This window comes from Enterobacter cloacae complex sp. XAL002, assembly GCF_049236805.1.
GTDB lineage: Bacteria > Pseudomonadota > Gammaproteobacteria > Enterobacterales > Enterobacteriaceae > Enterobacter > Enterobacter intestinihominis.
Genome location: NZ_JBMKJN010000024.1, coordinates 1 through 24,932 on the forward strand (window position 1 = coordinate 1; position 24,932 = coordinate 24,932).

A 24,932-nucleotide genomic window follows, 5' to 3' on the forward strand; every position below is an offset into this window, starting at 1 on the left:
TAATGAACCGTGAGGCTTAACCTTACAACGCCGAAGCTGTTTCGGCGAAGAGACAGACAATCAAATTTCAGCCTGATACAGATTAACAGAATTTGCCTGGCGGCTTTAGCGCGGTGGTCCCACCTGACCCCATGCCGAACTCAGAAGTGAAACGCCGTAGCGCCGATGGTAGTGTGGGGTCTCCCCATGTGAGAGTAGGGAACTGCCATGCATCAAATTAAGTAGTAAGCCGGTGCATTAATCCGGTGGTTACAGAAGTATTCGGTGGAGCGGTAGTTCAGTCGGTTAGAATACCTGCCTGTCACGCAGGGGGTCGCGGGTTCGAGTCCCGTCCGTTCCGCCACTTATTAAGACATTAAGCCTGCCCAAAGGGCAGGCTTAATGGCAAAAAAATTTAGGGGCGTAGCTCAGTTGGTAGAGCACCGGTCTCCAAAACCGGGTGTCGCGAGTTCGAGTCTCTCCGCCCCTGCCATATAGAATCCTTTGCTTCGGCAAAGGATTTTTTTTTGCCTGTAAAACGGCTCAATACCTTCCTGAAGAATAAGCAGCCTGCGTTTCCGCAGGCTTTTGCGTTAATCCAGTATGCTGGTTTTTAACAGATCTTTTATCTGCGACTGCTTATCGCTGTTTTGCAACCAAATAGCATACAGCGGCCTGGAGAGCGTTGTTGAATCGGTGACAACATGGAGTGCGGGTTTATTATCCGCCCAGCGAACAGGTAACCAGGTACAGCCTTTCAGTGTGGGAAGATGCTGGCATGCGATCTCCGCAGAGCTTGTCGTGAGTTGCGGGATATCATCGCTGGCAATTAACCCCGTCTCGTGCTGCTGAAAATCAGGCCCCCATTCCAGGCGTAAATAATTCAGGTCGGCCTTCATCATTGCAGGCTCGGATGCATAGAGCGCCAGGCTAAACTGTCCAACAATCTGGCTGCTAAATTCATCCATCTTGGGGGCTTCTGTGGTGATCAGCAGATCAAGCTGCCGCTCGTGGAGTTGCTTAACCAGCGACTGGCGTTGCGCAATCCTCGCCTCAAATTGCAGATGATTGTGTGTGCGATATAGCCGCATAAGCCACTGGCTGAGCATGCATTCCCATAGTGAAGCGCTGGCACCGATCGAGAATTCATTATGCCGGGAGGTGTGCGCAACCTCCTTTCGCGCTGCCTGCCAGGTATTCATCAGGGTTTCTGCATAAGGCAATAGCTTTTCACCGGCTGGGGTTAGACGAATATTGTTGCGATGGCGGGTAAAAAGGTTCACACCCAGTTGATTTTCCAGCTGTCGAATACGAAAACTGACTGCTGACTGCGTCAGGTAGAGGGCTTCAGCTGCTCGCCCAAAGTGTCGCGTTCTGCTCACTTCGAGGAAAGTTTTTAGCAATTCCGTATCCACATCTTTCTCCACAAAATTATTTGTCGTTATGATTTAAATGTTTTGTTTTACACTCTGTCAAGCGTAACTAATACTCCGCGCCATAAATAGCTCGGCCAAAGAATTAGGAGCGTGTAGGATGGCGGAAAGCTTTACGACGACTAATCGTTTTTTCGATAATAAACATTATCCGCGCGGGTTCTCTCGTCACGGCGATTTCACTATCAAAGAAGCTCAACTTCTTGAGCGCCATGGTTATGCCTTTAACGAGCTGGATCTGGGTAAGCGCGAACCGGCAACCGAAGATGAAAAACAATTTGTCTCTGTTTGTCGTGGTGAGCGTGAGCCGCAGTCTGATGCAGAACGTGTATGGATCAAGTATATGGCTCGCATTAAGCGTCCTAAGCGTTTCCATACGCTGTCTGGCGGCAAGCCGCAGATGGAAGGTGCAGAAGACTACACCGAGTCTGACGATTAAGAAGAGAAGGGGCTACGGCCCCTTTTTTTATGCCAGCATTTTTTGCAGATGCAACAGCAGCCGATCGATCGCACGGTAGCTTAATGCCTCCTGCAAATGTCGCCTCTCTATTCCGGGGCAGCCCTCCACGTCAGCGACCGTGCGCGCAACTTTCAACAAACGCTGCCACGCGCGAATGGATAACCCAAACCGCGTCAGTGTCTCTTCCAGCCAGCCTGCATCTTCGGCGTTGAGAGAGCAAAACTGTCGGATCCCGCTGTTATCCAGCCGGGCATTCAGCCTGTTCTGACGAGCATACTGCCGCGCCTGAGCCGCAATAACCCGTTCTCGCACCGCTGCTGAGCTTTCGCCTTTGATACCGGTTTGCCTCAGCAGACCGGGCGGTGGCAGGGGGATCTCGAGAGATAAATCAAAACGGTCGAGAAAGGGGCCGGACAGCTTACTCAGATAGCGCAGCGTCTGCTCCGGCGTACAGCGGTTATGGTTGCCCTGATAATGGCCCGTTGGGCTAGGGTTCATCGCGGCGACCAGCTGAAACTGCGCAGGGTAGCTTATTTTGGCGCGTGTACGAGACAGATGGATTTCGCCGGATTCAATCGGCTCCCGCAACGCATCCAGCACGCGGCGTTCAAACTCTGGCAATTCATCCAGGAACAGAATGCCGTTGTGTGCCAGTGAGATTTCACCCGGTCCGGGAATTGAGCCCCCGCCCACCATCGCGGTAAGAGACGCACTGTGGTGTGGCGAGCGGAAAGGACGGCGGCGCCACTGTTTATGCAGCGATATTGAACTGACCAGGCTAAATATCGCGGCGCTTTCCAGCGCGTCGTGATTATTGAGGGGGGGCAGCAGGCCGCTCAACCTGCTCGCCAGCATCGTTTTCCCCGTGCCTGGCGGACCTATCAGTAGCAGGTTATGCCCACCCGCGGCCGTTATTTCTAACGCCCGCTTACCCTGTTCCTGACCCATAATATCGCTGAGGTCATCGGGTGAATCTGCCACTACCTCCTCATTCTCCTGCGGCTCGGCAAGCTCGTGTCGGCCTTCCAGCCAGGCGCAAACCTCCTGCAAATGTCCCGCGACAAGACACCCCTTTTCGGCGATAAGGCTGACTTCAGAGGCATTTTCATTGGCCACAATGATTTGCCTTCCCGCGCGTATGGCTTCAAGCGCACCCGAGATTGCTCCGGGAACGCCTCTTAACGCGCCTGTAAGCGCTAATTCACCCACGAACTCGCACGAGCTTAACCCTGACGTATTGAGCTGTTCAGAAGCCGCGAGAAGCGCTATAGCAATAGGTAAATCATATCGCCCTCCCTCCTTTGGCAAATCGGCGGGCGCAAGGTTGATGGTGATCTTCTTCGCCGGAAAAGCATAACCGCTATTAATAATTGCGCTGCGCACGCGATCCCTGGCCTCCTTAACGGTCGTTTCGGGTAAGCCGACCAGCGTCAGTCCGGGCAGTCCATTACTTAAATGAACCTCTACAGAAATAAGCGGTGCCTTCACGCCGATGGCCGCGCGTGTATAAACAACTGACAGTGACATAAGCCCTCCTTGGCGGTGACTATGCCAGCATCATTTTTTCCTGTTTAGCGCTAATTCACTGAATTACGGCGCTCGTTCCAGCCTTTTAGCGCCTAAATGTAATCATTACATGTCGGTGGAATCGGCCTCGCAGAAAAGAAATCATGCGCGCCTTGCCTGATGAAACAGCACAAAAATATGAAAAATCTTCATTTCTATTTTTTCCCTATATAAAACAACGATTTTGAAAGAAATAGTTCGCCTGCTACAGAAATGAGTCATAAAAAAATCTTGTGTCAGATGAAATATCTGTGGTAACTCTTTAGGTATTCCTTCGAACAAGATGCAAAAAGAACTGAAAATGACAGCCCTTCTACGAGTGATTAGCCTGGTCGTGATTAGCGTGGTGGTGATTATTATCCCACCGTGCGGGGCTGCACTTGGACGAGGAAAGGCTTAGAAATCAAGCCTTAACGAACTAAGACCCCCGCACCGAAAGGTCCGGGGGTTTTTTTATGACTAAAAAACTTAAATGAGGAGCAGAGAATGACGACTAGCACAAAATTCTGTTTCTCCAGATTTATGACGGGGAACTAACTATGAATGGGGCACAATGGGTAGTACATGCGTTGCGCGCGCAGGGAGTCGAAACCGTATTCGGTTATCCGGGTGGCGCAATTATGCCGATTTACGATGCACTGTATGACGGCGGCGTGGAACACCTCTTGTGCCGACACGAGCAGGGCGCAGCGATGGCCGCCATCGGTTATGCCCGTGCGACCGGTAAAACCGGCGTCTGTATGGCCACCTCCGGTCCGGGCGCAACGAACCTGATCACCGGCCTGGCTGACGCGCTGCTCGATTCCGTACCCGTGGTGGCGATCACCGGCCAGGTGGCCTCTCCGTTCATCGGCACCGATGCTTTCCAGGAAGTGGATGTGCTCGGTTTATCGCTTGCCTGCACCAAACACAGCTTCCTCGTTCAGTCTCTCGAAGAGCTGCCGCGCGTGATGGCCGAAGCGTTCGAGGTTGCCAGCTCTGGCCGTCCTGGCCCGGTTCTGGTAGATATCCCGAAAGATATTCAGGTTGCACTCGGCGATCTGGAACCGCACTTCTCCACCGTTGAAAGCGACGACGTGTTTCCCCATGCGGAGGTTGAAGAGGCTCGCCAGATGCTGGCGCAGGCGAAACAGCCGATGCTGTATGTAGGCGGCGGCGTGGGCATGGCGCAGGCTGTTCCTGCCCTGCGCGAATTTATCGCAGTAACGCAAATGCCCGCCACCTGCACGCTGAAAGGATTGGGCGCGGTCGACGCGGACTATCCATACTATTTGGGCATGTTAGGGATGCACGGCACCAAAGCGGCAAACCTGGCGGTGCAGGAGTGTGACCTGCTCATCGCCGTCGGCGCCCGTTTTGACGACCGCGTCACCGGCAAGCTGAACACCTTTGCGCCGAACGCCAAAGTGATCCATATGGACATCGACCCGGCGGAGACGAACAAACTGCGTCAGGCGCATGTCGCGTTGCAGGGCGAGCTCAACGCGCTGTTACCGGCGCTGGAGCAGCAGCTGGATATCAACCCATGGCGTCAGCACACCGCCGATATGCGCGCTGAACACGCCTGGCGTTACGACCACCCCGGCGAGGCCATCTATGCGCCGCTATTGTTGAAACAGTTGTCCGACCGCAAACCCGCAGGCAGCGTGGTGACGACGGATGTCGGCCAGCATCAGATGTGGTCAGCCCAGCACATGACCTACACCCGCCCGGAGAACTTCATCACCTCGAGCGGCTTAGGCACGATGGGCTTCGGCCTGCCCGCTGCCGTGGGCGCACAGGTTGCCCGCCCGAACGATACCGTTATCTGTATCTCCGGTGACGGCTCCTTCATGATGAACGTCCAGGAGCTCGGCACCGTGAAGCGTAAGCAGTTACCGCTGAAAATCGTTTTGCTCGATAACCAGCGTTTGGGAATGGTTCGCCAGTGGCAGCAGCTGTTCTTCCAGGAGCGTTACAGCGAAACGACCCTGACCGACAACCCCGATTTCCTCACCCTGGCCAGCGCCTTCGGCATTCCTGGCCAGCACATCACCCGTAAAGACCAGGTTGAAGCGGCACTCGACACCATGCTGTCAAGCGAAGGGCCATACCTGCTTCATGTCTCAATCGACGAGCTTGAGAACGTCTGGCCGTTGGTACCGCCCGGTGCCAGTAACTCACAAATGCTGGAGAAATTATCATGATGCAACATCAGGTCGCCGTGCAGGCTCGCTTCAACCCGGAAACGTTAGAACGCGTATTGCGTGTGGTCCGTCACCGTGGTTTTCAGATTTGCTCTATGAATATGGAAACGGCCACGGATGTACAAAATATCAGTATCGAATTAACCGTTGCCAGCCCGCGGCCGGTCGACTTACTGTTTAGTCAGTTATCAAAACTGGTAGACGTTGCCCATGTTGCCATCTGCCAGAGCACAACCACATCACAACAAATCCGCGCTTAAGCGTGACAGGACGAAAAAATGACGACAAAAAAAGCTGATTACATTTGGTTCAATGGTGAGATGGTTCGCTGGGAAGACGCGAAAGTTCACGTGATGTCCCACGCGCTGCACTACGGCACCTCCGTGTTTGAAGGCATCCGTTGCTACGATTCTCACAAAGGACCAGTGGTGTTCCGCCATCGCGAACACATGCAGCGTCTGCATGACTCAGCCAAAATTTATCGTTTCCCGGTCTCCCAAAGCGTTGATGAGCTGATGGAAGCCTGCCGCGAGGTGATCCGCCAGAACAAACTGACCAGTGCCTATATTCGTCCGCTGGTCTTCGTGGGTGATGTCGGCATGGGCGTCAATCCGCCCGCTGGCTATAACACCGATGTGATCATTGCTGCGTTCCCGTGGGGCGCCTACCTGGGCGCGGAAGCACTGGATCAGGGGATCGACGCAATGGTTTCTTCCTGGAACCGCGTGGCACCAAACACTATCCCGACCGCGGCTAAAGCGGGCGGTAACTACCTCTCCTCACTGCTGGTTGGCAGCGAAGCGCGCCGTCACGGTTACCAGGAAGGTATCGCGCTCGATGTAAATGGCTACATCTCCGAAGGTGCGGGCGAAAACCTGTTTGAAGTGAAAGACGGCATTCTGTTCACCCCGCCGTTCACCTCGTCCGCGCTGCCGGGCATCACCCGCGACGCCATCATCAAGCTGGCAAAAGATCTGGGTATCGAAGTACGCGAGCAGGTGCTGTCCCGCGAATCCCTGTACCTGGCTGACGAAGTGTTCATGTCCGGTACCGCGGCTGAAATTACACCGGTGCGTAGCGTCGACGGCATTCAGGTGGGCGAAGGCCGCTGTGGTCCGGTCACCAAACGCATTCAGCAAGCCTTCTTCGGCCTGTTCACCGGCGAAACAGAAGACAAATACGGCTGGTTGGATCAGGTTAATCACTAAATATAAATTTGGGACGGCACGCACCGTCCCATTTAATAGTCAGACGGGAGTAAATAAAGCATGCCTAAGTATCGTTCAGCCACCACCACCCACGGCCGTAATATGGCGGGTGCCCGCGCACTGTGGCGCGCCACCGGAATGACCGACGCCGATTTCGGCAAGCCAATTATCGCCGTGGTGAACTCCTTCACCCAGTTTGTGCCGGGCCACGTGCACCTGCGCGATCTCGGTAAGCTGGTTGCCGAGCAAATCGAAGCCTCCGGCGGCGTGGCGAAAGAGTTCAACACCATTGCGGTGGATGACGGTATCGCAATGGGCCACGGGGGGATGCTCTATTCACTGCCGTCGCGCGAGCTGATCGCCGACTCGGTGGAGTACATGGTTAACGCCCACTGCGCCGATGCGATGGTCTGTATCTCCAACTGCGACAAAATCACCCCGGGGATGCTGATGGCCTCCCTGCGCCTGAACATTCCGGTGATCTTCGTTTCCGGCGGCCCGATGGAAGCGGGTAAAACCAAGCTTTCCGACAAAATCATCAAGCTCGACCTGGTCGATGCGATGATCCAGGGCGCGGACCCGAAAGTCTCTGACGAGCAGAGCGACCAGGTGGAACGCTCCGCGTGTCCGACCTGCGGCTCCTGTTCCGGGATGTTCACCGCCAACTCCATGAACTGCCTGACCGAAGCGCTGGGCCTTTCTCAGCCGGGTAACGGCTCGCTGCTGGCGACCCACGCCGACCGTAAGCAGCTGTTCCTTAACGCGGGCAAGCGCATCGTTGAGCTGACCAAACGCTACTACGAGCAGGACGACGCCAGCGCGCTGCCTCGCAACATCGCCAGTAAAGCGGCGTTCGAAAACGCCATGACGCTGGATATCGCCATGGGCGGTTCCACCAACACCGTTCTGCACCTGCTGGCCGCCGCGCAGGAAGCCGAAATCGACTTCACCATGAGCGACATCGACAAGCTCTCCCGCAAAGTGCCGCAGCTGTGTAAAGTCGCGCCGAGTACCCAGAAGTACCATATGGAAGACGTGCATCGTGCTGGTGGTGTCATCGGTATCCTCGGCGAGCTGGATCGCGCAGGGCTGCTGAACCGCAACGTGAAAAATGTGCTCGGCCTGACGCTGCCGGAGTCGCTGGACCAGTACGACGTGATGCTGACCAAAGACGACGCGGTGAAAAAGATGTTCCGCGCCGGTCCGGCAGGTATTCGCACCACGCAGGCGTTCTCGCAGGATTGCCGCTGGGACACGCTGGATGACGATCGCGCCGAAGGCTGCATCCGCTCGCTGGAACATGCCTACAGCAAAGACGGCGGTCTGGCCGTGCTGTACGGTAACTTTGCGGAAAACGGCTGCATCGTGAAAACCGCAGGCGTGGACGACAGCATTCTCAAATTCACCGGTCCGGCAAAAGTGTATGAAAGTCAGGACGAGGCGGTAGACGCTATCCTCGGTGGCAAAGTGGTGGAAGGCGACGTGGTGGTCATTCGCTACGAAGGGCCGAAAGGCGGTCCGGGCATGCAGGAGATGCTCTACCCGACTACCTTCCTGAAATCGATGGGCCTCGGCAAAGCCTGCGCGCTGATCACCGACGGTCGTTTCTCTGGCGGCACGTCAGGCCTCTCCATTGGCCACGTCTCCCCGGAAGCGGCAAGCGGCGGCAATATCGCGATCATCGAAGATGGCGACCTGATCGAAATCGACATTCCGAACCGCGGCATTCAGCTGAAGCTGAGTGACCAGGAGATTGCGGCCCGTCGTGAAGCGCAGGAAGCCCGCGGCGACAAAGCCTGGACGCCGAAAGACCGCCAGCGCGAAGTCTCCTTCGCCCTGCGCGCTTACGCGAGTCTTGCCACCAGTGCAGATAAAGGCGCGGTGCGCGATAAATCTAAACTTGGGGGCTAATGATGGCCGAGTCACAACCCTTATCCGCCGCCCCCGAGGGGGCGGAATACCTGAGAGCGGTGCTGCGCGCGCCGGTCTATGAAGCCGTGCAGGTCACGCCCCTGCAAAAAATGGACAAACTCTCCTCGCGCCTCGACAACGTCATTCTGGTGAAGCGCGAAGACAGGCAGCCGGTGCACAGCTTCAAGCTGCGCGGCGCCTACGCGATGATGGCCGGGCTGACGGATGAGCAGAAAGCGCGCGGCGTCATTACCGCGTCGGCGGGCAACCACGCGCAGGGCGTAGCGTTCTCCGCGGCCCGTTTAGGGCTGAAAGCGCTGATCGTGATGCCGGTTGCCACGGCGGATATCAAAGTCGACGCGGTGCGCGGTTTTGGCGGGGAAGTGCTGCTCCACGGCGCGAATTTTGACGAAGCGAAAGCCAAAGCGATTGAGCTGGCGCAGCAGCAGGGTTTCACCTGGGTCCCGCCGTTCGATCACCCGATGGTGATTGCCGGGCAGGGTACGCTGGCGCTGGAACTGTTGCAGCAGGATGCCCATCTCGACCGCGTTTTCGTCCCGGTGGGCGGCGGTGGCTTAGCCGCTGGTGTGGCGGTGCTGATCAAACAGCTAATGCCGCAGATCAAAGTGATTGCGGTTGAAGCGGAAGACTCCGCTTGCCTGAAGGCGGCGCTGGACGCCGGACATCCGGTGGATCTGCCGCGCGTCGGGCTGTTCGCCGAGGGCGTGGCGGTGAAGCGCATTGGCGATGAAACGTTCCGTCTGTGCCAGGAGTATCTCGACGATATCGTCACCGTCGACAGCGACGCTATCTGCGCGGCGATGAAAGATCTCTTCGAGGATGTGCGTGCGGTGGCGGAGCCGTCCGGCGCGCTGGCGCTGGCGGGGATGAAGAAATACATCGCCCAGCACAACATTCGCGGCGAGCGTCTGGCGCACGTGCTTTCCGGCGCCAATGTGAACTTCCACGGCCTGCGCTACGTGTCCGAACGCTGTGAGCTGGGCGAGCAGCGTGAAGCCCTGCTGGCGGTGACCATTCCGGAAGAGAAGGGCAGCTTCCTGAAGTTTTGCCAGCTGCTGGGCGGCCGTTCGGTAACGGAGTTCAACTACCGCTTTGCCGATGCCAAAGATGCGTGCATATTTGTCGGCGTGCGTCTGAGCCGTGGCGTGGAGGAGCGCAAAGAGATCCTCAGCCTGCTGCATGACGGCGGCTACAGCGTGGTCGATCTCTCCGACGACGAAATGGCGAAGCTGCACGTGCGTTACATGGTCGGCGGCCGTCCATCCAAGCCGCTCAAGGAACGCCTGTTCAGCTTCGAGTTCCCGGAATCGCCGGGCGCGTTGCTCAAGTTCCTGCACACGCTGGGCACCCACTGGAACATTTCTCTGTTCCACTACCGCAGCCACGGCACCGACTACGGCCGCGTGCTGGCGGCGTTCGAGCTGGGCGAGCACGAGCCGGATTTCGAAACGCGCCTGAACGAGCTGGGCTATGAGTGCCATGACGAAACCCACAACCCGGCGTTCCGCTTCTTCCTCGCGGGCTAAGGGTTGAGCTGCGTGTAGGCCAAGCGCAGCGCCACCCGGCTTTAGTGGTTCGGCAATATCTTCCAGAACGCATCAATAAGCGGCTCATGCAGCCGCTTTTTTTGTGCGCACACGCCAAGCTCGAACGGCGTTTTTTCGTCGCTGCGTTCTAAAATCATCACGCGATTGCGCACTGGCTCCGGGCTGTTTTCCAGCACCACTTCTGGCAGCAGCGCCACGCCGCAGCCGAGCGCCACCATCGACACCATCGCCTCATGGCCGCCGACCGTGGCGTAAATCGACGGGTTGCTGATTTTCTGGCGGCGGAACCACAGCTCAATGCGGCGGCGCACCGGCCCCTGATCGGCCATGATAAATGGCACCGTCGACCAGTCCGGTTTCTCCACCGAGACCTGGTTGCGCACAGGGCAGGGCAGCGCCGGGGCAATCAGTACTACCGCCAGATTCTCCAGCATTGAGAACGCTACCGCGCCCGGCAGGGTTTCCGGCTTCCCGGCAATCGCGAGATCCGCTTCGCCCGTGACCACTTTTTCCATCGCGTCGGCGGCATCGCCGGTGGTGAGCTTAATTTCAACCGACGGATGTTCCGCGCGGAAGCGGTCGAGAATGGGGGGAAGATGGCTGTAGGCGGCGGTCACGGAGCAGAAAATATGCAGCTCGCCGGAAAGCGACGGCCCCTGCTGGTCGATGGTGTGCCGCAGCTGCTGGTACTGCAACAAGGTTTGCTGGGCAAAGATGCGCAGCTCTTCACCGGCTTCCGTGAGGGTGACGGTGCGGTTATCGCGCACGAACAGCGGCTGGCCGAGGTCTTCCTCAAGGCGCTGGATCTGGCGCGACAGCGTGGAAGGGCTGACGTGCATCGCCCGGGCGCTGCGGCCAAAGTGACGGCTTTCCGCCAGATGCAGGAACATTTTCAGATCGCGTAAATCCACCGATTCCACTCCCTCTTTTTACATTGCATAAATTGCAATGTGACGTTGTGAATATATCAATTTCCGCAATAAATTTCCTGTTGTAATGTGGGTACATTCTCGCTGAAACGCGAACCGAACAATAAGACACACAACATCACGAGGTATCACCCATGGCTAACTACTTTAATACACTGAACTTGCGCCAGCAGCTGGCGCAGCTGGGCAAATGCCGCTTCATGGCGCGCGATGAATTTGCCGATGGCGCGAGCTACCTTCAGGGTAAAAAAGTGGTCATTGTTGGCTGTGGCGCACAGGGTCTGAACCAGGGCCTGAACATGCGTGACTCCGGGCTGGATATCTCCTACGCCCTGCGCAAAGAAGCGATTGCTGAAAAGCGCGCTTCCTGGCGTAAAGCGACCGAAAACGGCTTCAAAGTAGGTACCTACGAAGAGCTGATCCCGCAGGCGGACCTGGTGGTTAACCTGACGCCAGACAAGCAGCACTCAGACGTTGTGCGTTCCGTACAGCCGCTGATGAAAGACGGCGCTGCGCTGGGTTACTCCCACGGCTTCAACATCGTTGAAGTGGGCGAGCAGATCCGTAAAGACATCACCGTAGTGATGGTGGCACCGAAGTGCCCGGGCACCGAAGTGCGCGAAGAGTACAAACGTGGTTTCGGCGTACCGACGCTGATCGCCGTTCACCCGGAAAACGATCCGAAAGGCGAAGGCATGGCGATTGCCAAAGCATGGGCTGCGGCCACCGGCGGCCATCGTGCGGGCGTACTGGAATCTTCCTTCGTTGCGGAAGTGAAATCTGACCTGATGGGCGAGCAGACCATTCTGTGCGGCATGCTCCAGGCTGGCTCCCTGCTGTGCTTCGACAAGCTGGTGGAAGAGGGCACCGACCCGGCATACGCGGAAAAACTGATTCAGTTCGGCTGGGAAACCATCACCGAAGCGCTGAAGCAGGGCGGCATTACGCTGATGATGGACCGTCTGTCCAATCCGGCAAAACTGCGCGCGTTCGCACTCTCTGAACAGCTGAAAACCATCATGGCACCGCTGTTCCAGAAACACATGGACGACATCATCTCCGGCGAGTTCTCTTCCGGCATGATGGCGGACTGGGCGAATGACGATAAGAAACTGCTGACCTGGCGCGAAGAGACCGGTAAAACCGCGTTCGAAACGGCACCACAGTTCGAGGGTAAAATCAGCGAGCAGGAGTACTTCGATAAAGGCGTACTGATGATCGCGATGGTGAAAGCGGGCGTTGAGCTGGCGTTCGAAACCATGGTGGATTCCGGCATCATTGAAGAATCTGCGTACTATGAATCGCTGCACGAGCTGCCGCTGATCGCAAACACCATCGCCCGTAAGCGTCTGTATGAGATGAACGTGGTGATCTCCGATACCGCCGAGTACGGTAACTATCTGTTCTCTTACGCCTGCGTACCGCTGCTGAAAGAGTTCATGACTACCCTGCAAGCAGGCGATCTGGGTAAAGCGATTGCGGAAGGTGCGGTTGATAACGCGCAGCTGCGTGACGTAAACGAAGCGATTCGCAGCCACGAAATCGAGAAAGTGGGCCAGAAACTGCGTGGCTACATGACCGATATGAAACGTATCGCAGTAGCAGACTAAAAAGACAATCGGGTGGCGCAAGCCACCCGAACTGTTTTAGCTACGCAGTATCGCGCCGGGATAACCCAGCTGGCGCCACGCCTCATACACCACCACCGACACCGCATTCGACAGGTTCATGCTGCGGCTGTCCGGCATCATCGGAATACGAATTTTTTGCTCAGCGGGCAGGGCATCCAGAATGGTGGCCGGCAGGCCGCGGGTTTCCGGACCAAACATCAGATAATCCCCGTCCTGATAGCTTACGGCGCTATGCGCTGGCGTGCCTTTGGTGGTCAGGGCAAACATGCGCTGCGGCTTCTCTGCGTCCAGAAACGCGGCGTAATCGTGATGACGAACGACGGCAGTAAACTCATGGTAGTCCAGCCCCGCGCGGCGCAGACGTTTGTCGTCCCACGTAAAGCCCATCGGCTCAATGATGTGCAGACGAAAACCGGTGTTGGCGCACAGGCGGATGATATTGCCGGTATTGGGTGGGATTTCTGGTTCGAATAAGACGATGTTAAGCATGCTGCCCCCTTAATTGCGGGGGGCAGAATAGCAGAAAAGAGAGGGACTAGGCGACGCCCGGCTCCTGCGAGCGGCTATACAGCATTTTGTAGACGGTTGCCGCCGCGGCCACGAGAGCAGGCACGCTGAGGATCATCAAAATACTGTCCGCCTGCCACTGCATGGAAAGAAGCTGGGCGCTGGTCATGGTGCCCGCCACGCCGCCGAAGCGGCCGATCCCCTGCATCCAGGCGATACCCGTCGCGCGGCACTCGGTAGGGTAAAAGGTGGCGGCCAGGGTCTGCATCCCCGACTGCGCGCCGTTCATCGCGATCCCCATCAGGAAGATTAACCCGCCAAACAGGGCGATATGATTATGCTCAATGCCGAGTAAAAGAATCAGGCCCATCGTCAGCACGAAACCACACGCGACCACCTTGTGCGCTTCCCAGCGGTCCATCATCCAGCCCGCGAGCAGAATGCCAGCGGTGCCGCCGAAGGTGAACAGCGAGGTGAGCCAGGCGGATTCCGCCAGCGCATACCCCATCCCCTGCATCAGCGTTGGCATCCAGCTCAGCAGGACGTAATAAATCACCAGTCCCATAAAGTAGGTGACCCACAGCATCAGGGTGCCGGGTAGCCAGGGCATGGAAAACAGCTGCGACACGCTGCCTTTTTTCGACGCGACCTTCTCCTCCGCCAGGAAAAAGCCTGTGACGCTATCCAGCGTGCTGCGGGCGAACCGGCTGGCGATGCGGCGAACCTGCGCGACGTCTTTCCCGCGCTGCACCAGAAACTTCACCGACTCCGGCAACAGCAGCGCCAGCAGCACCGTTAAAATCAGCGGCGCAATCGCGCCGGTCAGCAGCACGCTTCGCCAGCCATGGTGAGGGATAAGCCAGGACGAGATCGCCCCGCCGCCCGCCGCACCCAGCGGAAAGCCGCAGTACATGGTGTTAATTGCCATGGCGCGGCAGCGCTGGGGGGCAAACTCGGAGATCAGCGTGATGGCGTTAGGCATCGCGGCGCCCAGCCCGAGACCGGTCAGAAATCGCCACAGCGTCAGGGTATTCAGACTTTGCGCCCAGGCCGTGCCCAGGCTCGCCAGGCCGAAGAACAGGCATGAAAAGACCAGTACGCGCTTGCGTCCCATACGGTCCGATACCGGACCTGCAATAAGAGCTCCCAGCGACAGCCCCAGTAGCGCCGCACTCAACACCGGCCCCAGATCCTGTTTATGTATTCCCCACTCCGCCGACAGCGTAGGCGCAATGTAACCCATCGCGGCGGTATCGAAACCATCGATCGCCAGCACCAGAAAGCCCAGCACAATAAGAAGCCAGTGAAACCCTGAAAAAGGACTCTCATCGATCACCTGCTGAATATCCACCCGACCTGAATACGTCATACGTTCCCCTCCGATGTGATGTTGTTTTTGTGTTCTTGTATTTGCTTGTCTATACAATTGCGGAGGGCAGGCTGTGTCAAATTTTCTTATCCAGAATGTTACGCAGGTGTTATTTTCGACAAAAAAAGCGCCCGAGGGTAAAGCCGGGCGCGGAAGAAGGGGAGGCTAACCGGGGGAGATCAGGCCGCGTTTCCTTGAGAAAGGGGGGCCAGCGCCGCAGGCAGCTTACTGAGCTCCTGCACCAGAGAGTCTTTGCTGATTTCACCGATTGTTTTCGCACCGGTCAGGGTCATCGCCACCTTCATCTCTTTCTCGATCAGGTTCAGCAGATTCGCCACGCCCGCCTGGCCGCTGGTGGCCAGCGCGTACAGGTAAGCACGGCCCAGCAGCACACTGTCTGCGCCCAGGGCAATCATGCGCACCACGTCCAGCCCGTTACGGATGCCGCTGTCGGCCAGAATCGCAATATCGCCTTTCACCGCATCGGCAATGGCTGGCAGGGCGCGGGCGGAGGAGAGCACCCCGTCAAGCTGGCGGCCACCATGGTTAGAGACCACGATCCCATCGGCACCAAAACGCACCGCGTCGCGCGCATCTTCCGGATCGAGGATCCCTTTGATCACCATCGGGCCGTCCCAGAATTCGCGGATCCACTCCAGGTCTTTCCAGGAGATGGATGGATCGAAGTTGTTCGCCAGCCAGCCGATGTAATCTTCCAGCCCGGTCGGTTTACCCAGGTAGGCCGAAATATTGCCCAGATCGTGCGGACGGCCATTCACGCCGACATCCCACGCCCACTGCGGGTGCGTCACCGCCTGCCAGTAGCGGCGCATCGCGGCGTTCGGACCGCTCATGCCGGAGTGCGCATCACGGTAGCGGGCGCCGGGCGTGGGCATATCGACGGTAAAGACCAGCGTTGAGCAGCCTGCCGCTTTGGCGCGCTCCAGCGCGTTACGCATAAAGCCGCGATCGCGCAGGACGTACAACTGGAACCACATCGGGCGCTTGATGGTCGGGGCGACCTCTTCAATCGGGCAGACGGACACGGTGGAAAGGGTAAACGGAATGCCTTTGGCATCTGCTGCGGCGGCGGCCTGCACTTCGCCCCGGCGGGCATACATGCCGCATAAGCCGACGGGCGCAAGCGCTACCGGCATGGAGAGCGTCTCGTTAAACAGCTTCGTCTCAAGGCTCAGGTCAGACATATTCTTCAGCACGCGCTGGCGCAGGGCCACTTCCGACAGGTCCTCCACGTTGCGGCGCAGGGTATATTCGGCGTACGCCCCGCCGTCAATGTAGTGGAACAGGAATGGCGGCAAAATGCGCTGTGCCGCGGCGCGATAGTCACTGGCTGCGGAAATAATCATGCTTTGTTCTCCCTGGAAATATCACTCTCGCCAGGCAGACGGGTAATACGCGCCTGTCGGGCCTGATCTTCATCGAATCGTTTAATGGTGGTATGCACGAAGCCGAGATGCGCCATCATCGCCTTGCGCGCGGCCTCGGCATCACCGGCCAGAATGGCGTTGAGCACCGCCTCGTGCTGTTCGGTCAGTTGGGCAAATACCGGCGGCACCAGATACATGCGCTGGCGGCTCTGCTTCACGGAGGATTGCAGCAGGTCGAAGAACCCGCGCATGGTTTGCAGCAGAACCACGTTATGTGACGCCTCGGCAATCGCGAGGTGAAAACGCACGTCCGCCTGGGAGGCGATGTCCGGGTCGCTGCTTTGCGTGGCCTCAAAGCAGGCTTTGAGCTTCTCTTTGTCGGCCTCGGTTGCCCGCATCGCCGCGTGCCACGCGGTGCTGGTTTCGATGGCGTGACGCGCTTCGAGGATGTCAAAGCTGTAGTCCGGGTCGTTTTCCATCAGCGTTTTAAGCGGCTGCACGATGTTTTGTTCGGACCAGTCGTCATGCTGCCAGCGCACGAAGGTGCCGCCGCCTCGACGGCTCAGCAGCACCCCTTCGCTGACCAGCGTCGCCAGCGCCTCGCGCAGTGAATTGCGCGACACGCCAAGCTGGGCGGCAAGCTGACGCTCGGCGGGCAATCTCATGCCCGCTTCCAGCTGTTGTTCTTCTATCAGCGCCCGTACGCGAGTGGCAATCTCGTCGGACAGACGTCTGGGCATCACTATCATGGAATCATCCAGGTTAAGACATAGGCCTGCAATGTGGTGATCACGCCCACCATGCAGGTAAATATCAGGCTGTGTTTAACGGTAAAGCGGAACAGATCCGACTCTTTGCCTACCAGCCCCACCGCGGCACAGGCAATGGCGATGGACTGCGGTGAGATCATCTTCCCGGTCACGCCGCCGGTGGTGTTCGCGGCGACCAGCAGCACGTCCGAGACGCCAATCTGCTGCGCGGCTGTGGCCTGTAGGGCGGCAAACAGGGCGTTAGATGACGTATCTGAACCGGTCAGGAACACCCCCAGCCAGCCGAGGAACGGCGAGAAGAAGGTAAACGCGTGGCCGGTATGCGCCAGCGCTAACGCCAGCGTCGACGACAGGCCGGAGTAGTTCGAAATAAACGCGAACGCCAGCACCATGCCGATGGAGTAAATCGGCAGCATCAGCTCTTTAATCGTCGCCGCAAAGGTCTGCACCGCGGCGGCAGGCTTCATGCGCAGCCACACTACGGAAAGGATAGCGGCAAACAGGATCGCCGTGCCGGTGGCTGAGAACCAGTCGAACTTAAACACTGCCGCATACGGCGTGGCGTCGTGTACCACCGGCGGCATACGGGCGACCATTTTGTCGAGGAACGGCACGGAGATATTAATCACCATGTCGTACAGCGCGCCGCCCGGGGCGAACAGGGCTTTAAACGGCGGAATACTCCACAGCGTCACGGTGGCGGTCAGGAACAGGAACGGTGACCACGCGCGCACAATCTGTCCGGCGGTATAGCCGGTGCGCGCCAGCGTCTGATCCACGTGCGATGCGCCCATGTCAGCAAAGCGGAAGATACGTACCGGCTGCCAGCGTTTCAGGAACAGCGTCAGACAGACCAGCGACACCAGGGAAGAGATGATGTCCGGCAGTTCCGGGCCGAGGAAGTTGGAGCTGAGATACTGGGCAATGGCGAACGAACCGCCCGCTACCATCACCGCAGGCCAGGTCTCCTTCACGCCGCGCCAGCCGTCCATAATCGCCATGATCCAGAACAGCACGATAATGGTCAGGAACGGCAGCTGGCGGCCCACCATCTGGCCGATCTCGAAGCTGTCCAGCCCGGTCACCTGGCCCGCCACCAGAATAGGAATGCCCATCGCGCCAAACGCCACCGGCGCGGTATTCACAATCAGGCACAGGCCAGCGGCATACAGCGGGTTAAAGCCCAGACCGACCAGCAGGGCGGCGGTGATGGCCACCGGTGCGCCGAATCCTGCCGCCCCTTCCAGAAATGCTCCGAAGGAGAAGCCGACGATCAGCATCTGCAAACGCTGGTCCGGCGTGATGGAGAGAATCGACGAGCGAATAATGTCGAACTGCCCGGTTTTGACCGAGATTTTGTAGACAAAGACGGCGGCGATGATGATCCACGCAATCGGCCACAGTCCGTAGAAGAAGCCATAGACGACGGAGGCCAGCGCGCGATCGACCGGCATTTTGTAGAAGAACAACGCCACCATCAGGGCGATGGCAACGGTATACGTCGCGGCGAGGTAGCCCTTCAGCTTGAGCTTAATTAGCGCAAAGAAGAAAAACAGGATCGGTAGCGATGCGATCAGGCTCGACAGCCAGATATTTCCGGCCGGATCGTAGTTTTGTTGCCAGAGGCTCATGCAGGTCTCCTGAGGACCACACAGGTGTTCGTCGGGTGAGTCTCTGCTCATCTCTGCGTCACACTTAGTGTAAAAGTGGTCCTTCCAATATTGTGATGTAGGGTTAATGACAACAAATGGTTAACCAAGTGTTGCTATTCAGCAATTGTTTTGTGAAGTGGAGCATCGAAATTGTGAACGATGGATAGCTTTGTGCGTGATTGGTAGGACCAAACCCGCAAAATCAAATCACCGTGTGCGTTGGGAGCGGTGGTCAGGTGGAGAGCCTTACATTCGCCTTTTAAGCAGATACGGCGCGTAAAAGAGGTTATATGAAAAGGGGAGGTGATAATACTGCGTGAATTGAATGAAGTTTGTTTGTTTTATCTGTGTTTTTGAAAAGATGTATATGTGTGAGCAGAGTGATATTTTTCCTATAAATAAAATTTTTTTTGGTTAAAAATGCGAAATCTAAGCTGTAGCAAAAAATTTTAATTAAGGTAAATTTCACATATAGATTTTAACAGTGTATTACAAACGATCAATTGATGATCGATAAAGAAATATCCTGTTCAATTGTGGTTTTTCAGGATAAAGGGTAAGAATTTTGCGCTGAACAGACATTTTTTGGCTAATAATATTCTGAAATAAATTGATCAAACAATGATCAGTTGACTCTCTTGTAATTTAGTTGCGGTATTAAAAGCAGATTAATAATTATTATGGCAATCGAAAGGGGTTAAATTTGTTAGTTGAGTGTTAATTTCTGAGTGTTTACAGACGCGGCATATTGCTTTTCAATGCGTAGACGTTAAAAGGCATTTGATTTACTATTTATTCAGAAGCAACGTAACAGAAGATTTTAAATTTATTACTAACCACAACGTATTCAGTGTTATTTTCGGCCAGAAGTCATTCCTCAGTTGAAGGATATCTGTGTATGGCCTTCTGAAAATATACGGATTATCACCATGGGATGGACCCTGCTTTATTCTATAAGGTCGCGTCACCCATTCTGCTAAAAACCTTTCGGTGGCGTTTTTAAATCCTTATAGCGGTTATTGTACCTGGTACAACAAGTCTATATCTGTTTAATTTACAGAGGGGAAAGTGTTCCAAATGAAAATCAAAAATGTGGCGCTGGCGATTGCCGCGGCGGGGCTGCTGTTATCTTCTCAATCAGTACTGGCAAGCAGTGATTCTGGCGTTAATGCTTCTCTGGATACCGGTGCGGGTTCGCAAAGTACGGGCGGGGTGATCAATTTTACCGGGAAGATTACCCTTATTTCCTGTGATATTACTCCGGCCTCTAAAAACAAAACGGTAGACCTTGGGGCGTGGGCAAAAAGCTACTTTGACGATCACAACGAAACGACGCCGCGCGAGTTCAAAATCAACGTGGAAAACTGCCCGGAGACGGTTGAATCGGTTGCGGTACTGTTTGACGGAACCAAAGATACGGTGAATGACACACTGCTTCAGGTTACGCCGGGTGAAGGTATGGCGACGGGTGTCGGCGTGAAGCTTTATAACAGCGATCGCAGCACCGCGATTAAACCGGGTACGGTATCTGAAACAACCGCACCGGATGATCAAGGCAATGCTGAATTAACTTTCTATGCCGCACTTGACAAAGATGGCACGGAAATCAACGCCGGCGATGTTAACGCCGTATCCAACTTCCTGATGGTTTATAACTGATTTCACTGTCAGCCACCTCCAGAGATAATAATGATGAAACGTTTATCGTATATTATGCTCACTGCATTAATGGTTAGTTCTGCGTCAGTTTCCGCTGGCGTTGTAATGGGGGGAACACGGATCGTATACCCGCAAAACAGCAAGGAGGTGGCATTTTCTGTTTCTAATATGGAAAGTGCGGTTCCCTATCTTATTCAGTCGTGGGTTGAAGGCGATGGGCCGGATAAAAATAACGCTGCGCCATTTATTGTCACACCACCTCTGTTCAGACTTGATCCGGAGCAGACCAACACGCTGCGTATTCAATATACCGGCGCTCCGCTGCCCACAGATCGTGAATCTGTATTCTGGCTCGATATTAAAGCGATAGCGCCAAAGCCAAAAGAGAGCAGCAACGAATTACAGATAAACGTCAAATCGAAATTTAAAATCTTCTACCGCCCGGACAACCTGAAAGGGGACGCCGCCACGGCCTGGCAGAAAATAACGTTTTCGCGAACGGGAAAAGGGCTTAAGGCCGCTAACCCGACGCCATACTACGTCTCTTTTTATCGTCTGACCGTTGGCGGGCATAAAATTGAGCAGCCGGGCATGATCGGTCCAGGGGAAACCCGGGAATGGCCTGTGTCCGCCTCCGGGGGCGTAAGCTGGTCGGCTATTAATGATTTTGGTGCCATCACCGCCACCCACACCCAGCCTCTTTAAGACCATGCCTTTTCGCCTATTTCGTTACGCGCCGCTTACGGTGTTGCTGCTTAGCTTCAGCCGCACGGGGATGGCCGAGGATTACTTTGATCCCGCCGCGCTGGAGCTTTCCTCTACTGAACAGAAAACGGCGGATCTGCACTATTTCTCTGAAAAGGGCGGGCAGATGCCAGGCACCTGGCTCGTGACGCTGGAGATTAACGGACGCGAGGAGCGGCATCAGGAGATCACCTTCGTCAATGAGAAAGGCAGCCTGCAACCCGTTTTTAGCGTATCGCTGCTGGAAGCGCTTGGCGTAAATGTAGGGGCCATTCCTGCATTCTCCCGGTTGCAGGAGGGAGAAACGTTCACGCACCTCGAGGATTTTATTCCGGCAGCGCGAACTTCTTATGATTTCAACCAGCAGCGTCTCTTTCTCAGCCTGCCGCAGGCGGCAATGAAACACCGCAGCCGTGGCTACGTGCCGCAGTCGCAGTGGGACGATGGTATCCCGGCGGCATTTACTGATTACAGTCTGTCGGGCGGTCAGGCCCGTCATCAGAGCGGGGTCACGACATCCAGCTATCTGAGCCTGCGTAACGGCATCAATCTGGGGGCGTGGCGGCTGCGTAACACCTCGGCCTGGAGCTACAGCGACGCGGGCGGCGACCATTTTCAGTCGCAAAGTAGCTGGCTGACCCGGGATATTCGCCGTCTTAACAGCCAGCTACGGATCGGCGATGCCTGGACCGCAGGCGACGTCTTCGATAGCGTGGCGTTTCGCGGGGTACAGCTCTCATCAAGCGAAAGCATGTTGCCCGACAGCCAGCGCGGCTTCGCACCAACCATCCGCGGCGTCGCACACAGCTTCGCTAAAGTCTCCGTTTCGCAAAATGGCTATGTGATCTATGAAACCTGGGTGGCCGCCGGGCCATTTATCATTAACGATCTGTTCCCGGGCGCACAAAGTGGCGATCTACAGGTTACGGTCACGGAAAGTGACGGCTCAACGCGCGTCTTTACCCAGCCCTATTCTGCGGTGCCGTTTATGCGACGCCAGGGCAGCCTGAAATACAGTCTCAATGCAGGACGATTTCACTCCGGCTCCGGTGATGCGCGTTCGCCCGAATTTGTTGAAGGCGCTTTCTTCTACGGTCTGCTCTCCAGGATGACGGTGTATGGCGGCTTTCGTACGGCGAGCAACTATCAGGCCGGTGCAATTGGCGTAGGCAGAGGGTTTGGCGCATTTGGCTCGCTGGGTATTGATGATACGCTGGCAAAAAGCCGTTTACCCGACGGCAAAAGCGCGATGGGGCAGGCGTGGCGCATTCAGTACCAGAAAGATTTCAGCGCTACCGGCACCGCCTTCAACCTGGCGAGCTATCGCTATGCCTCGCGCAATTACTACGAATTTAGTGAACTGAATCAGTCTGACAGCCAACAGCTGCAACTCAATAATCGCCGTAGCCGCTCGCAGGTCACTTTTTCACAGACGCTGGGTCAGTTCGGCAGCCTCAGCGTCTCGGCATGGATGCAGGATTACTGGCATACGTCCGGGCAGGATAAAACCATCCACATTGGCTGGTACACCAGCTGGCGGGGTATTTCCTGGGGCGCGGGGTATGACTACACCGACTCAGCGCTTGAGCAGCATCCCGATCGCACCGTGTCGTTTAACGTCAATGTTCCGCTTGGCAACTGGCTGCCGGGCAGTTCGGTCAGTTACTACGCCAACCACAACAATCGTGGGATGACCACGCAGCAGGTGTCACTCAACGGCAGCGCGCTGGCGAACCGCAACCTGAATTACAGCGTTCAGCAGAGTAAGACCAGTGAGGGAGAGGCCGACAGCACCAGCCTGGCGCTGCAATACAACGGTGGCTACGGCAACGTCAGCCTCGGTTATGACCACAGCCGAAACGGTAGCAACGCGAGTCTTGGACTCGCCGGAGGCGTTATCGCCACGCAGTATGGCGTCACGCTTAGCCAGCCGCTGGGCGATACCGTCGCCCTGCTGCGCGTGCCCGGCGCGGCGAACGTTGAGCCGGAGGGCTACAACGGGATCCATACCGACAGCCGCGGCTATGCGGTCATGCCAACGCTCTCGGCGTATCGCAAAAATACCGTCAGCCTTGATACGGCGACTCTGGGTGAGAACGTCGACATTGAGCAAAGCGGTCTGACGCTCATTCCCACCAGCGGCGCGGTGGTGCTGGCCAATTACACAACCCACATTGGTTATCGCGTTCTGTTTTCCCTGCGCTACCACGGCGAACCGTTGCCGTTTGGCGCGCAGGCTGAAGTGGTGGAGCAGAACCGCCATTCTGCAAACCGAAGCATGGTCGCTGACGGCGGTCAGGCCTACCTGAGCGGGGTACCAGAGCGCGGCAACCTGCGCGTCACCTGGTATGAAAACGGGGAGCAGCAGCAATGCCAGACACCTTTCAGACTGGGGAAAGCTCATATGGCTCCCGGTATCGCCACGCTGTCCGTTGAGTGCCATTAGAGGAATATCATGCGTCGTTTTATTCACTGGTTTTTCTATCTGAGCCTTCTTTCGCTTTTTGGCATGCTGAGTTTTCATGCCCACGCTCAGGCCTCGCCCTGCCGCACCACGCGCGATCAGTGGGTTGTCCAGGTACCCTACGCCATTGGATATGCTCCCGGCACCGCGGATTGGACGCCGGTTTCCGCGCCGATACAGTCTACCGGGCAAGACTTCTACAACTGTGATGGCGGTAGTGACCCCTGGCGTAGTATCGGATTTGTCGAGCTGGATAACCCCGTCGGCACCGTGGTGGGGGAAGACGGTGCGTCGCGGCACGTCTACAAAACCCAGATTGACGGCATCGGCTACGCGCTCGGGTTCCGCGAGCAGCAGTACTGTGGTGCGGATGCCGTACAGTATATTGACGGCACCAGCCCGGTAGACGGCAACGAGTCCCGGCGTATCTGCGATGCCTCACAGAATCCTGCCTTTGCCAGCGCCCCAACGTATAAATTGCAGTTCTGGGTGGTGTTTTACAAAATCCCGACGACCAGCCCCATGCCTGACGATAACGCCAACTCCCAGGAGCAAAATGTCGGCTCGCTGATATTGCAGGCGGGAGAAAATCAAGCCAGCGCCACCAACGTGGCGACACCGGTACAGATCCATCTCGCCAGCTTCACCGTCAGGCGTACCAGCTGCTCAGTGGGCTCTCGCAGCATTCTTGTTCCCATGGGGAGCGTGAGCCAGCGTGAATTTCACGGCATCGGCTCCCGCGCCGGAGGCGGACGCTTCAGCATTCCGGTGACCTGTGAAAATAACACGGCGGTTAAGATGGGTTTCTTTGGCGATACCACGCCGGGCAACGATCGGGCGCTGGCGTTGACGAAGCAGGAGGATAGCGCCAGCGGTGTCGGGATCGAACTGCTTTACGGTGACAATACCGGTTCGGTTCAGGGGCAGGTGGTATCGTGGAACACCCCGCAGGTGTCAGCGCTTGGCCTGGTGGGGGATAACCAGACGCAGACCTTCTGGTTTGATGCGCATTACATTCAGACGGAAGAGAACGTAACGGCGGGAAAAGCGGATGCGATGGCCACGTTTAACCTGATTTACAACTGAGTTTCCCCTGCGCAGCGGCAGGGGAGAGCGATCAGAACGCGGTCTTACTAAAACCCGTCATCTCTTTCAGGCCCATTTCGCGGCCAAGCTCAGTCATCGGGTGCACCACCACCAGGCCACGGACGCTTTTCTTCAGCTTGCCCATGTCGGCCTGCTCTTTTTTGGTGATCGCGCGGCGATGCGGCATGTTCATCAGCTTCTGCGCCTCTTTACTCAGCTTCTGGCCTTTCACATCGCGCAGGCGCTCAATTTCCGCCTCCAGCTTCACAGACTCTTTTTCCAGCTCGGCATATTTCTCGGCGGAATCAACAAGGGAGAGGCCAGCCATCTGATGACGGATCAGATCGAGACGGTCGCTCAGGCGTTTAATTTCGTTCTTTTCGACTTCTTTCATGACAAATAACTCTGAAAACGGGGAATTT

Annotated in this window: 22 protein-coding genes, 2 tRNA genes and 1 rRNA gene; 16 read left to right on the forward strand and 9 right to left on the reverse strand. The window is 56.5% G+C overall.

The annotated features are described in order from the left end of the window. Positions 1-95 precede the first annotated feature (95 nt). The 3 genes from rrf to ACOT0L_RS19155 all read left to right on the forward strand — a co-directional run bounded on the left by rrf (position 96) and on the right by ACOT0L_RS19155 (position 472). Positions 96-211 (forward strand): 5S ribosomal RNA (rrf, locus tag ACOT0L_RS19145). Positions 212-266: 55 nt separating this feature from the next. Then, positions 267-343, forward strand: a tRNA-Asp gene (locus ACOT0L_RS19150). Between the two features lie 53 nt (positions 344-396). After that, a tRNA-Trp gene (locus ACOT0L_RS19155) sits at positions 397-472 on the forward strand. 100 nt (positions 473-572) lie between these two features. On the opposite strand, the gene hdfR is transcribed toward ACOT0L_RS19155, so the two are convergent. Further along, positions 573-1,394 (reverse strand): HTH-type transcriptional regulator HdfR, encoded by an 822-nt coding sequence (hdfR, locus tag ACOT0L_RS19160; protein WP_022649779.1) that lies wholly within the window; start codon positions 1,392-1,394, stop codon positions 573-575. A gap of 118 nt (positions 1,395-1,512) precedes the next feature. Between hdfR and ACOT0L_RS19165 the strand changes: the two genes are divergently transcribed. Further along, entirely contained in the window at positions 1,513-1,851 is a 339-nt protein-coding gene (locus tag ACOT0L_RS19165; RefSeq protein WP_006808641.1) for a DUF413 domain-containing protein, read from the forward strand. A gap of 27 nt (positions 1,852-1,878) precedes the next feature. On the opposite strand, the gene ACOT0L_RS19170 is transcribed toward ACOT0L_RS19165, so the two are convergent. Then, complete coding sequence (locus tag ACOT0L_RS19170; RefSeq protein WP_126504102.1) at positions 1,879-3,399, reverse strand: YifB family Mg chelatase-like AAA ATPase; 1,521 nt, start codon at positions 3,397-3,399, stop codon at positions 1,879-1,881. A gap of 340 nt (positions 3,400-3,739) precedes the next feature. Between ACOT0L_RS19170 and ilvL the strand changes: the two genes are divergently transcribed. The 7 genes from ilvL (at position 3,740) to ilvA (ending at position 10,290) form a co-directional block, all read left to right on the forward strand. Further along, positions 3,740-3,838 carry an ilv operon leader peptide gene (gene ilvL / locus ACOT0L_RS19175; RefSeq protein ID WP_001311244.1) on the forward strand — a complete coding sequence of 33 codons (99 nt, stop codon included), beginning with the start codon at positions 3,740-3,742 and terminating at the stop codon, positions 3,836-3,838. Positions 3,839-3,924: 86 nt separating this feature from the next. Further along, entirely contained in the window at positions 3,925-3,975 is a 51-nt protein-coding gene (ilvX, locus tag ACOT0L_RS19180; protein ID WP_166792073.1) for a peptide IlvX, read from the forward strand. 2 nt (positions 3,976-3,977) lie between these two features. Further along, positions 3,978-5,624 carry an acetolactate synthase 2 catalytic subunit gene (gene ilvG / locus ACOT0L_RS19185; protein ID WP_126504104.1) on the forward strand — a complete coding sequence of 549 codons (1,647 nt, stop codon included), beginning with the start codon at positions 3,978-3,980 and terminating at the stop codon, positions 5,622-5,624. After that, positions 5,621-5,884, forward strand: a complete 264-nt coding sequence (gene ilvM / locus ACOT0L_RS19190) for an acetolactate synthase 2 small subunit (protein ID WP_126504106.1) — start codon at positions 5,621-5,623, stop codon at positions 5,882-5,884. Before ilvG ends, ilvM begins: the two co-directional genes overlap by 4 nt. An 18-nt stretch (positions 5,885-5,902) precedes the next feature. Beyond that, the gene (gene ilvE, locus ACOT0L_RS19195) at positions 5,903-6,832 is read left to right on the forward strand and encodes a branched-chain-amino-acid transaminase (protein ID WP_003860182.1); all 930 of its coding nucleotides are present in this window, start codon (positions 5,903-5,905) and stop codon (positions 6,830-6,832) included. A 60-nt stretch (positions 6,833-6,892) separates the two neighbouring features. Next, complete coding sequence (gene ilvD / locus ACOT0L_RS19200) at positions 6,893-8,743, forward strand: dihydroxy-acid dehydratase (RefSeq protein WP_022649775.1); 1,851 nt, start codon at positions 6,893-6,895, stop codon at positions 8,741-8,743. 2 nt (positions 8,744-8,745) lie between these two features. Continuing rightward, positions 8,746-10,290, forward strand: a complete 1,545-nt coding sequence (ilvA, locus tag ACOT0L_RS19205) for a threonine ammonia-lyase, biosynthetic (RefSeq protein ID WP_100148853.1) — start codon at positions 8,746-8,748, stop codon at positions 10,288-10,290. A 41-nt stretch (positions 10,291-10,331) separates the two neighbouring features. On the opposite strand, the gene ilvY is transcribed toward ilvA, so the two are convergent. Further along, complete coding sequence (ilvY, locus tag ACOT0L_RS19210; RefSeq protein WP_017382574.1) at positions 10,332-11,222, reverse strand: HTH-type transcriptional activator IlvY; 891 nt, start codon at positions 11,220-11,222, stop codon at positions 10,332-10,334. Between the two features lie 152 nt (positions 11,223-11,374). On the opposite strand from ilvY, the gene ilvC reads away from it, so the two are divergent. Continuing rightward, a complete protein-coding gene (gene ilvC / locus ACOT0L_RS19215; RefSeq protein ID WP_022649773.1) occupies positions 11,375-12,850 on the forward strand; it encodes a ketol-acid reductoisomerase in 1,476 nt (491 codons plus the stop codon). A gap of 36 nt (positions 12,851-12,886) precedes the next feature. Here ilvC and trmL read toward each other — a convergent pair whose 3' ends face one another. The 5 genes from trmL to lldP form a co-directional block, all read right to left on the reverse strand. After that, entirely contained in the window at positions 12,887-13,360 is a 474-nt protein-coding gene (gene trmL / locus ACOT0L_RS19220; RefSeq protein WP_022649772.1) for a tRNA (uridine(34)/cytosine(34)/5-carboxymethylaminomethyluridine(34)-2'-O)-methyltransferase TrmL, read from the reverse strand. 46 nt (positions 13,361-13,406) lie between these two features. Further along, positions 13,407-14,747 (reverse strand): MFS transporter, encoded by a 1,341-nt coding sequence (locus ACOT0L_RS19225; protein WP_022649771.1) that lies wholly within the window; start codon positions 14,745-14,747, stop codon positions 13,407-13,409. A 179-nt stretch (positions 14,748-14,926) separates the two neighbouring features. Continuing rightward, entirely contained in the window at positions 14,927-16,114 is a 1,188-nt protein-coding gene (gene lldD / locus ACOT0L_RS19230) for an FMN-dependent L-lactate dehydrogenase LldD (protein ID WP_022649770.1), read from the reverse strand. Beyond that, positions 16,111-16,884, reverse strand: a complete 774-nt coding sequence (gene lldR / locus ACOT0L_RS19235; RefSeq protein WP_023298877.1) for a transcriptional regulator LldR — start codon at positions 16,882-16,884, stop codon at positions 16,111-16,113. Before lldR ends, lldD begins: the two co-directional genes overlap by 4 nt. Then, positions 16,881-18,536 carry an L-lactate permease gene (gene lldP, locus ACOT0L_RS19240; RefSeq protein WP_022649769.1) on the reverse strand — a complete coding sequence of 552 codons (1,656 nt, stop codon included), beginning with the start codon at positions 18,534-18,536 and terminating at the stop codon, positions 16,881-16,883. Before lldP ends, lldR begins: the two co-directional genes overlap by 4 nt. Positions 18,537-19,634: 1,098 nt before the next feature. Here lldP and ACOT0L_RS19245 point away from each other — a divergent pair. Genes ACOT0L_RS19245 through ACOT0L_RS19260 form a run of 4 tightly spaced genes read left to right on the forward strand, consistent with a single transcriptional unit; the run spans position 19,635 to position 24,510 of the window. Further along, the gene (locus tag ACOT0L_RS19245; RefSeq protein ID WP_032621994.1) at positions 19,635-20,216 is read left to right on the forward strand and encodes a fimbrial protein; all 582 of its coding nucleotides are present in this window, start codon (positions 19,635-19,637) and stop codon (positions 20,214-20,216) included. A 30-nt stretch (positions 20,217-20,246) separates the two neighbouring features. Beyond that, positions 20,247-20,921, forward strand: a complete 675-nt coding sequence (locus tag ACOT0L_RS19250; protein ID WP_126504108.1) for a fimbrial biogenesis chaperone — start codon at positions 20,247-20,249, stop codon at positions 20,919-20,921. Between the two features lie 4 nt (positions 20,922-20,925). After that, positions 20,926-23,406, forward strand: a complete 2,481-nt coding sequence (locus ACOT0L_RS19255) for a fimbria/pilus outer membrane usher protein (RefSeq protein ID WP_126504110.1) — start codon at positions 20,926-20,928, stop codon at positions 23,404-23,406. A gap of 9 nt (positions 23,407-23,415) precedes the next feature. After that, complete coding sequence (locus ACOT0L_RS19260) at positions 23,416-24,510, forward strand: fimbrial protein (protein WP_126504112.1); 1,095 nt, start codon at positions 23,416-23,418, stop codon at positions 24,508-24,510. Positions 24,511-24,541: 31 nt separating this feature from the next. On the opposite strand, the gene ACOT0L_RS19265 is transcribed toward ACOT0L_RS19260, so the two are convergent. Continuing rightward, positions 24,542-24,904, reverse strand: coding sequence for a YibL family ribosome-associated protein (locus tag ACOT0L_RS19265; RefSeq protein ID WP_022649764.1), 363 nt, complete (start codon positions 24,902-24,904; stop codon positions 24,542-24,544). Positions 24,905-24,932: the final 28 nt, after the last annotated feature.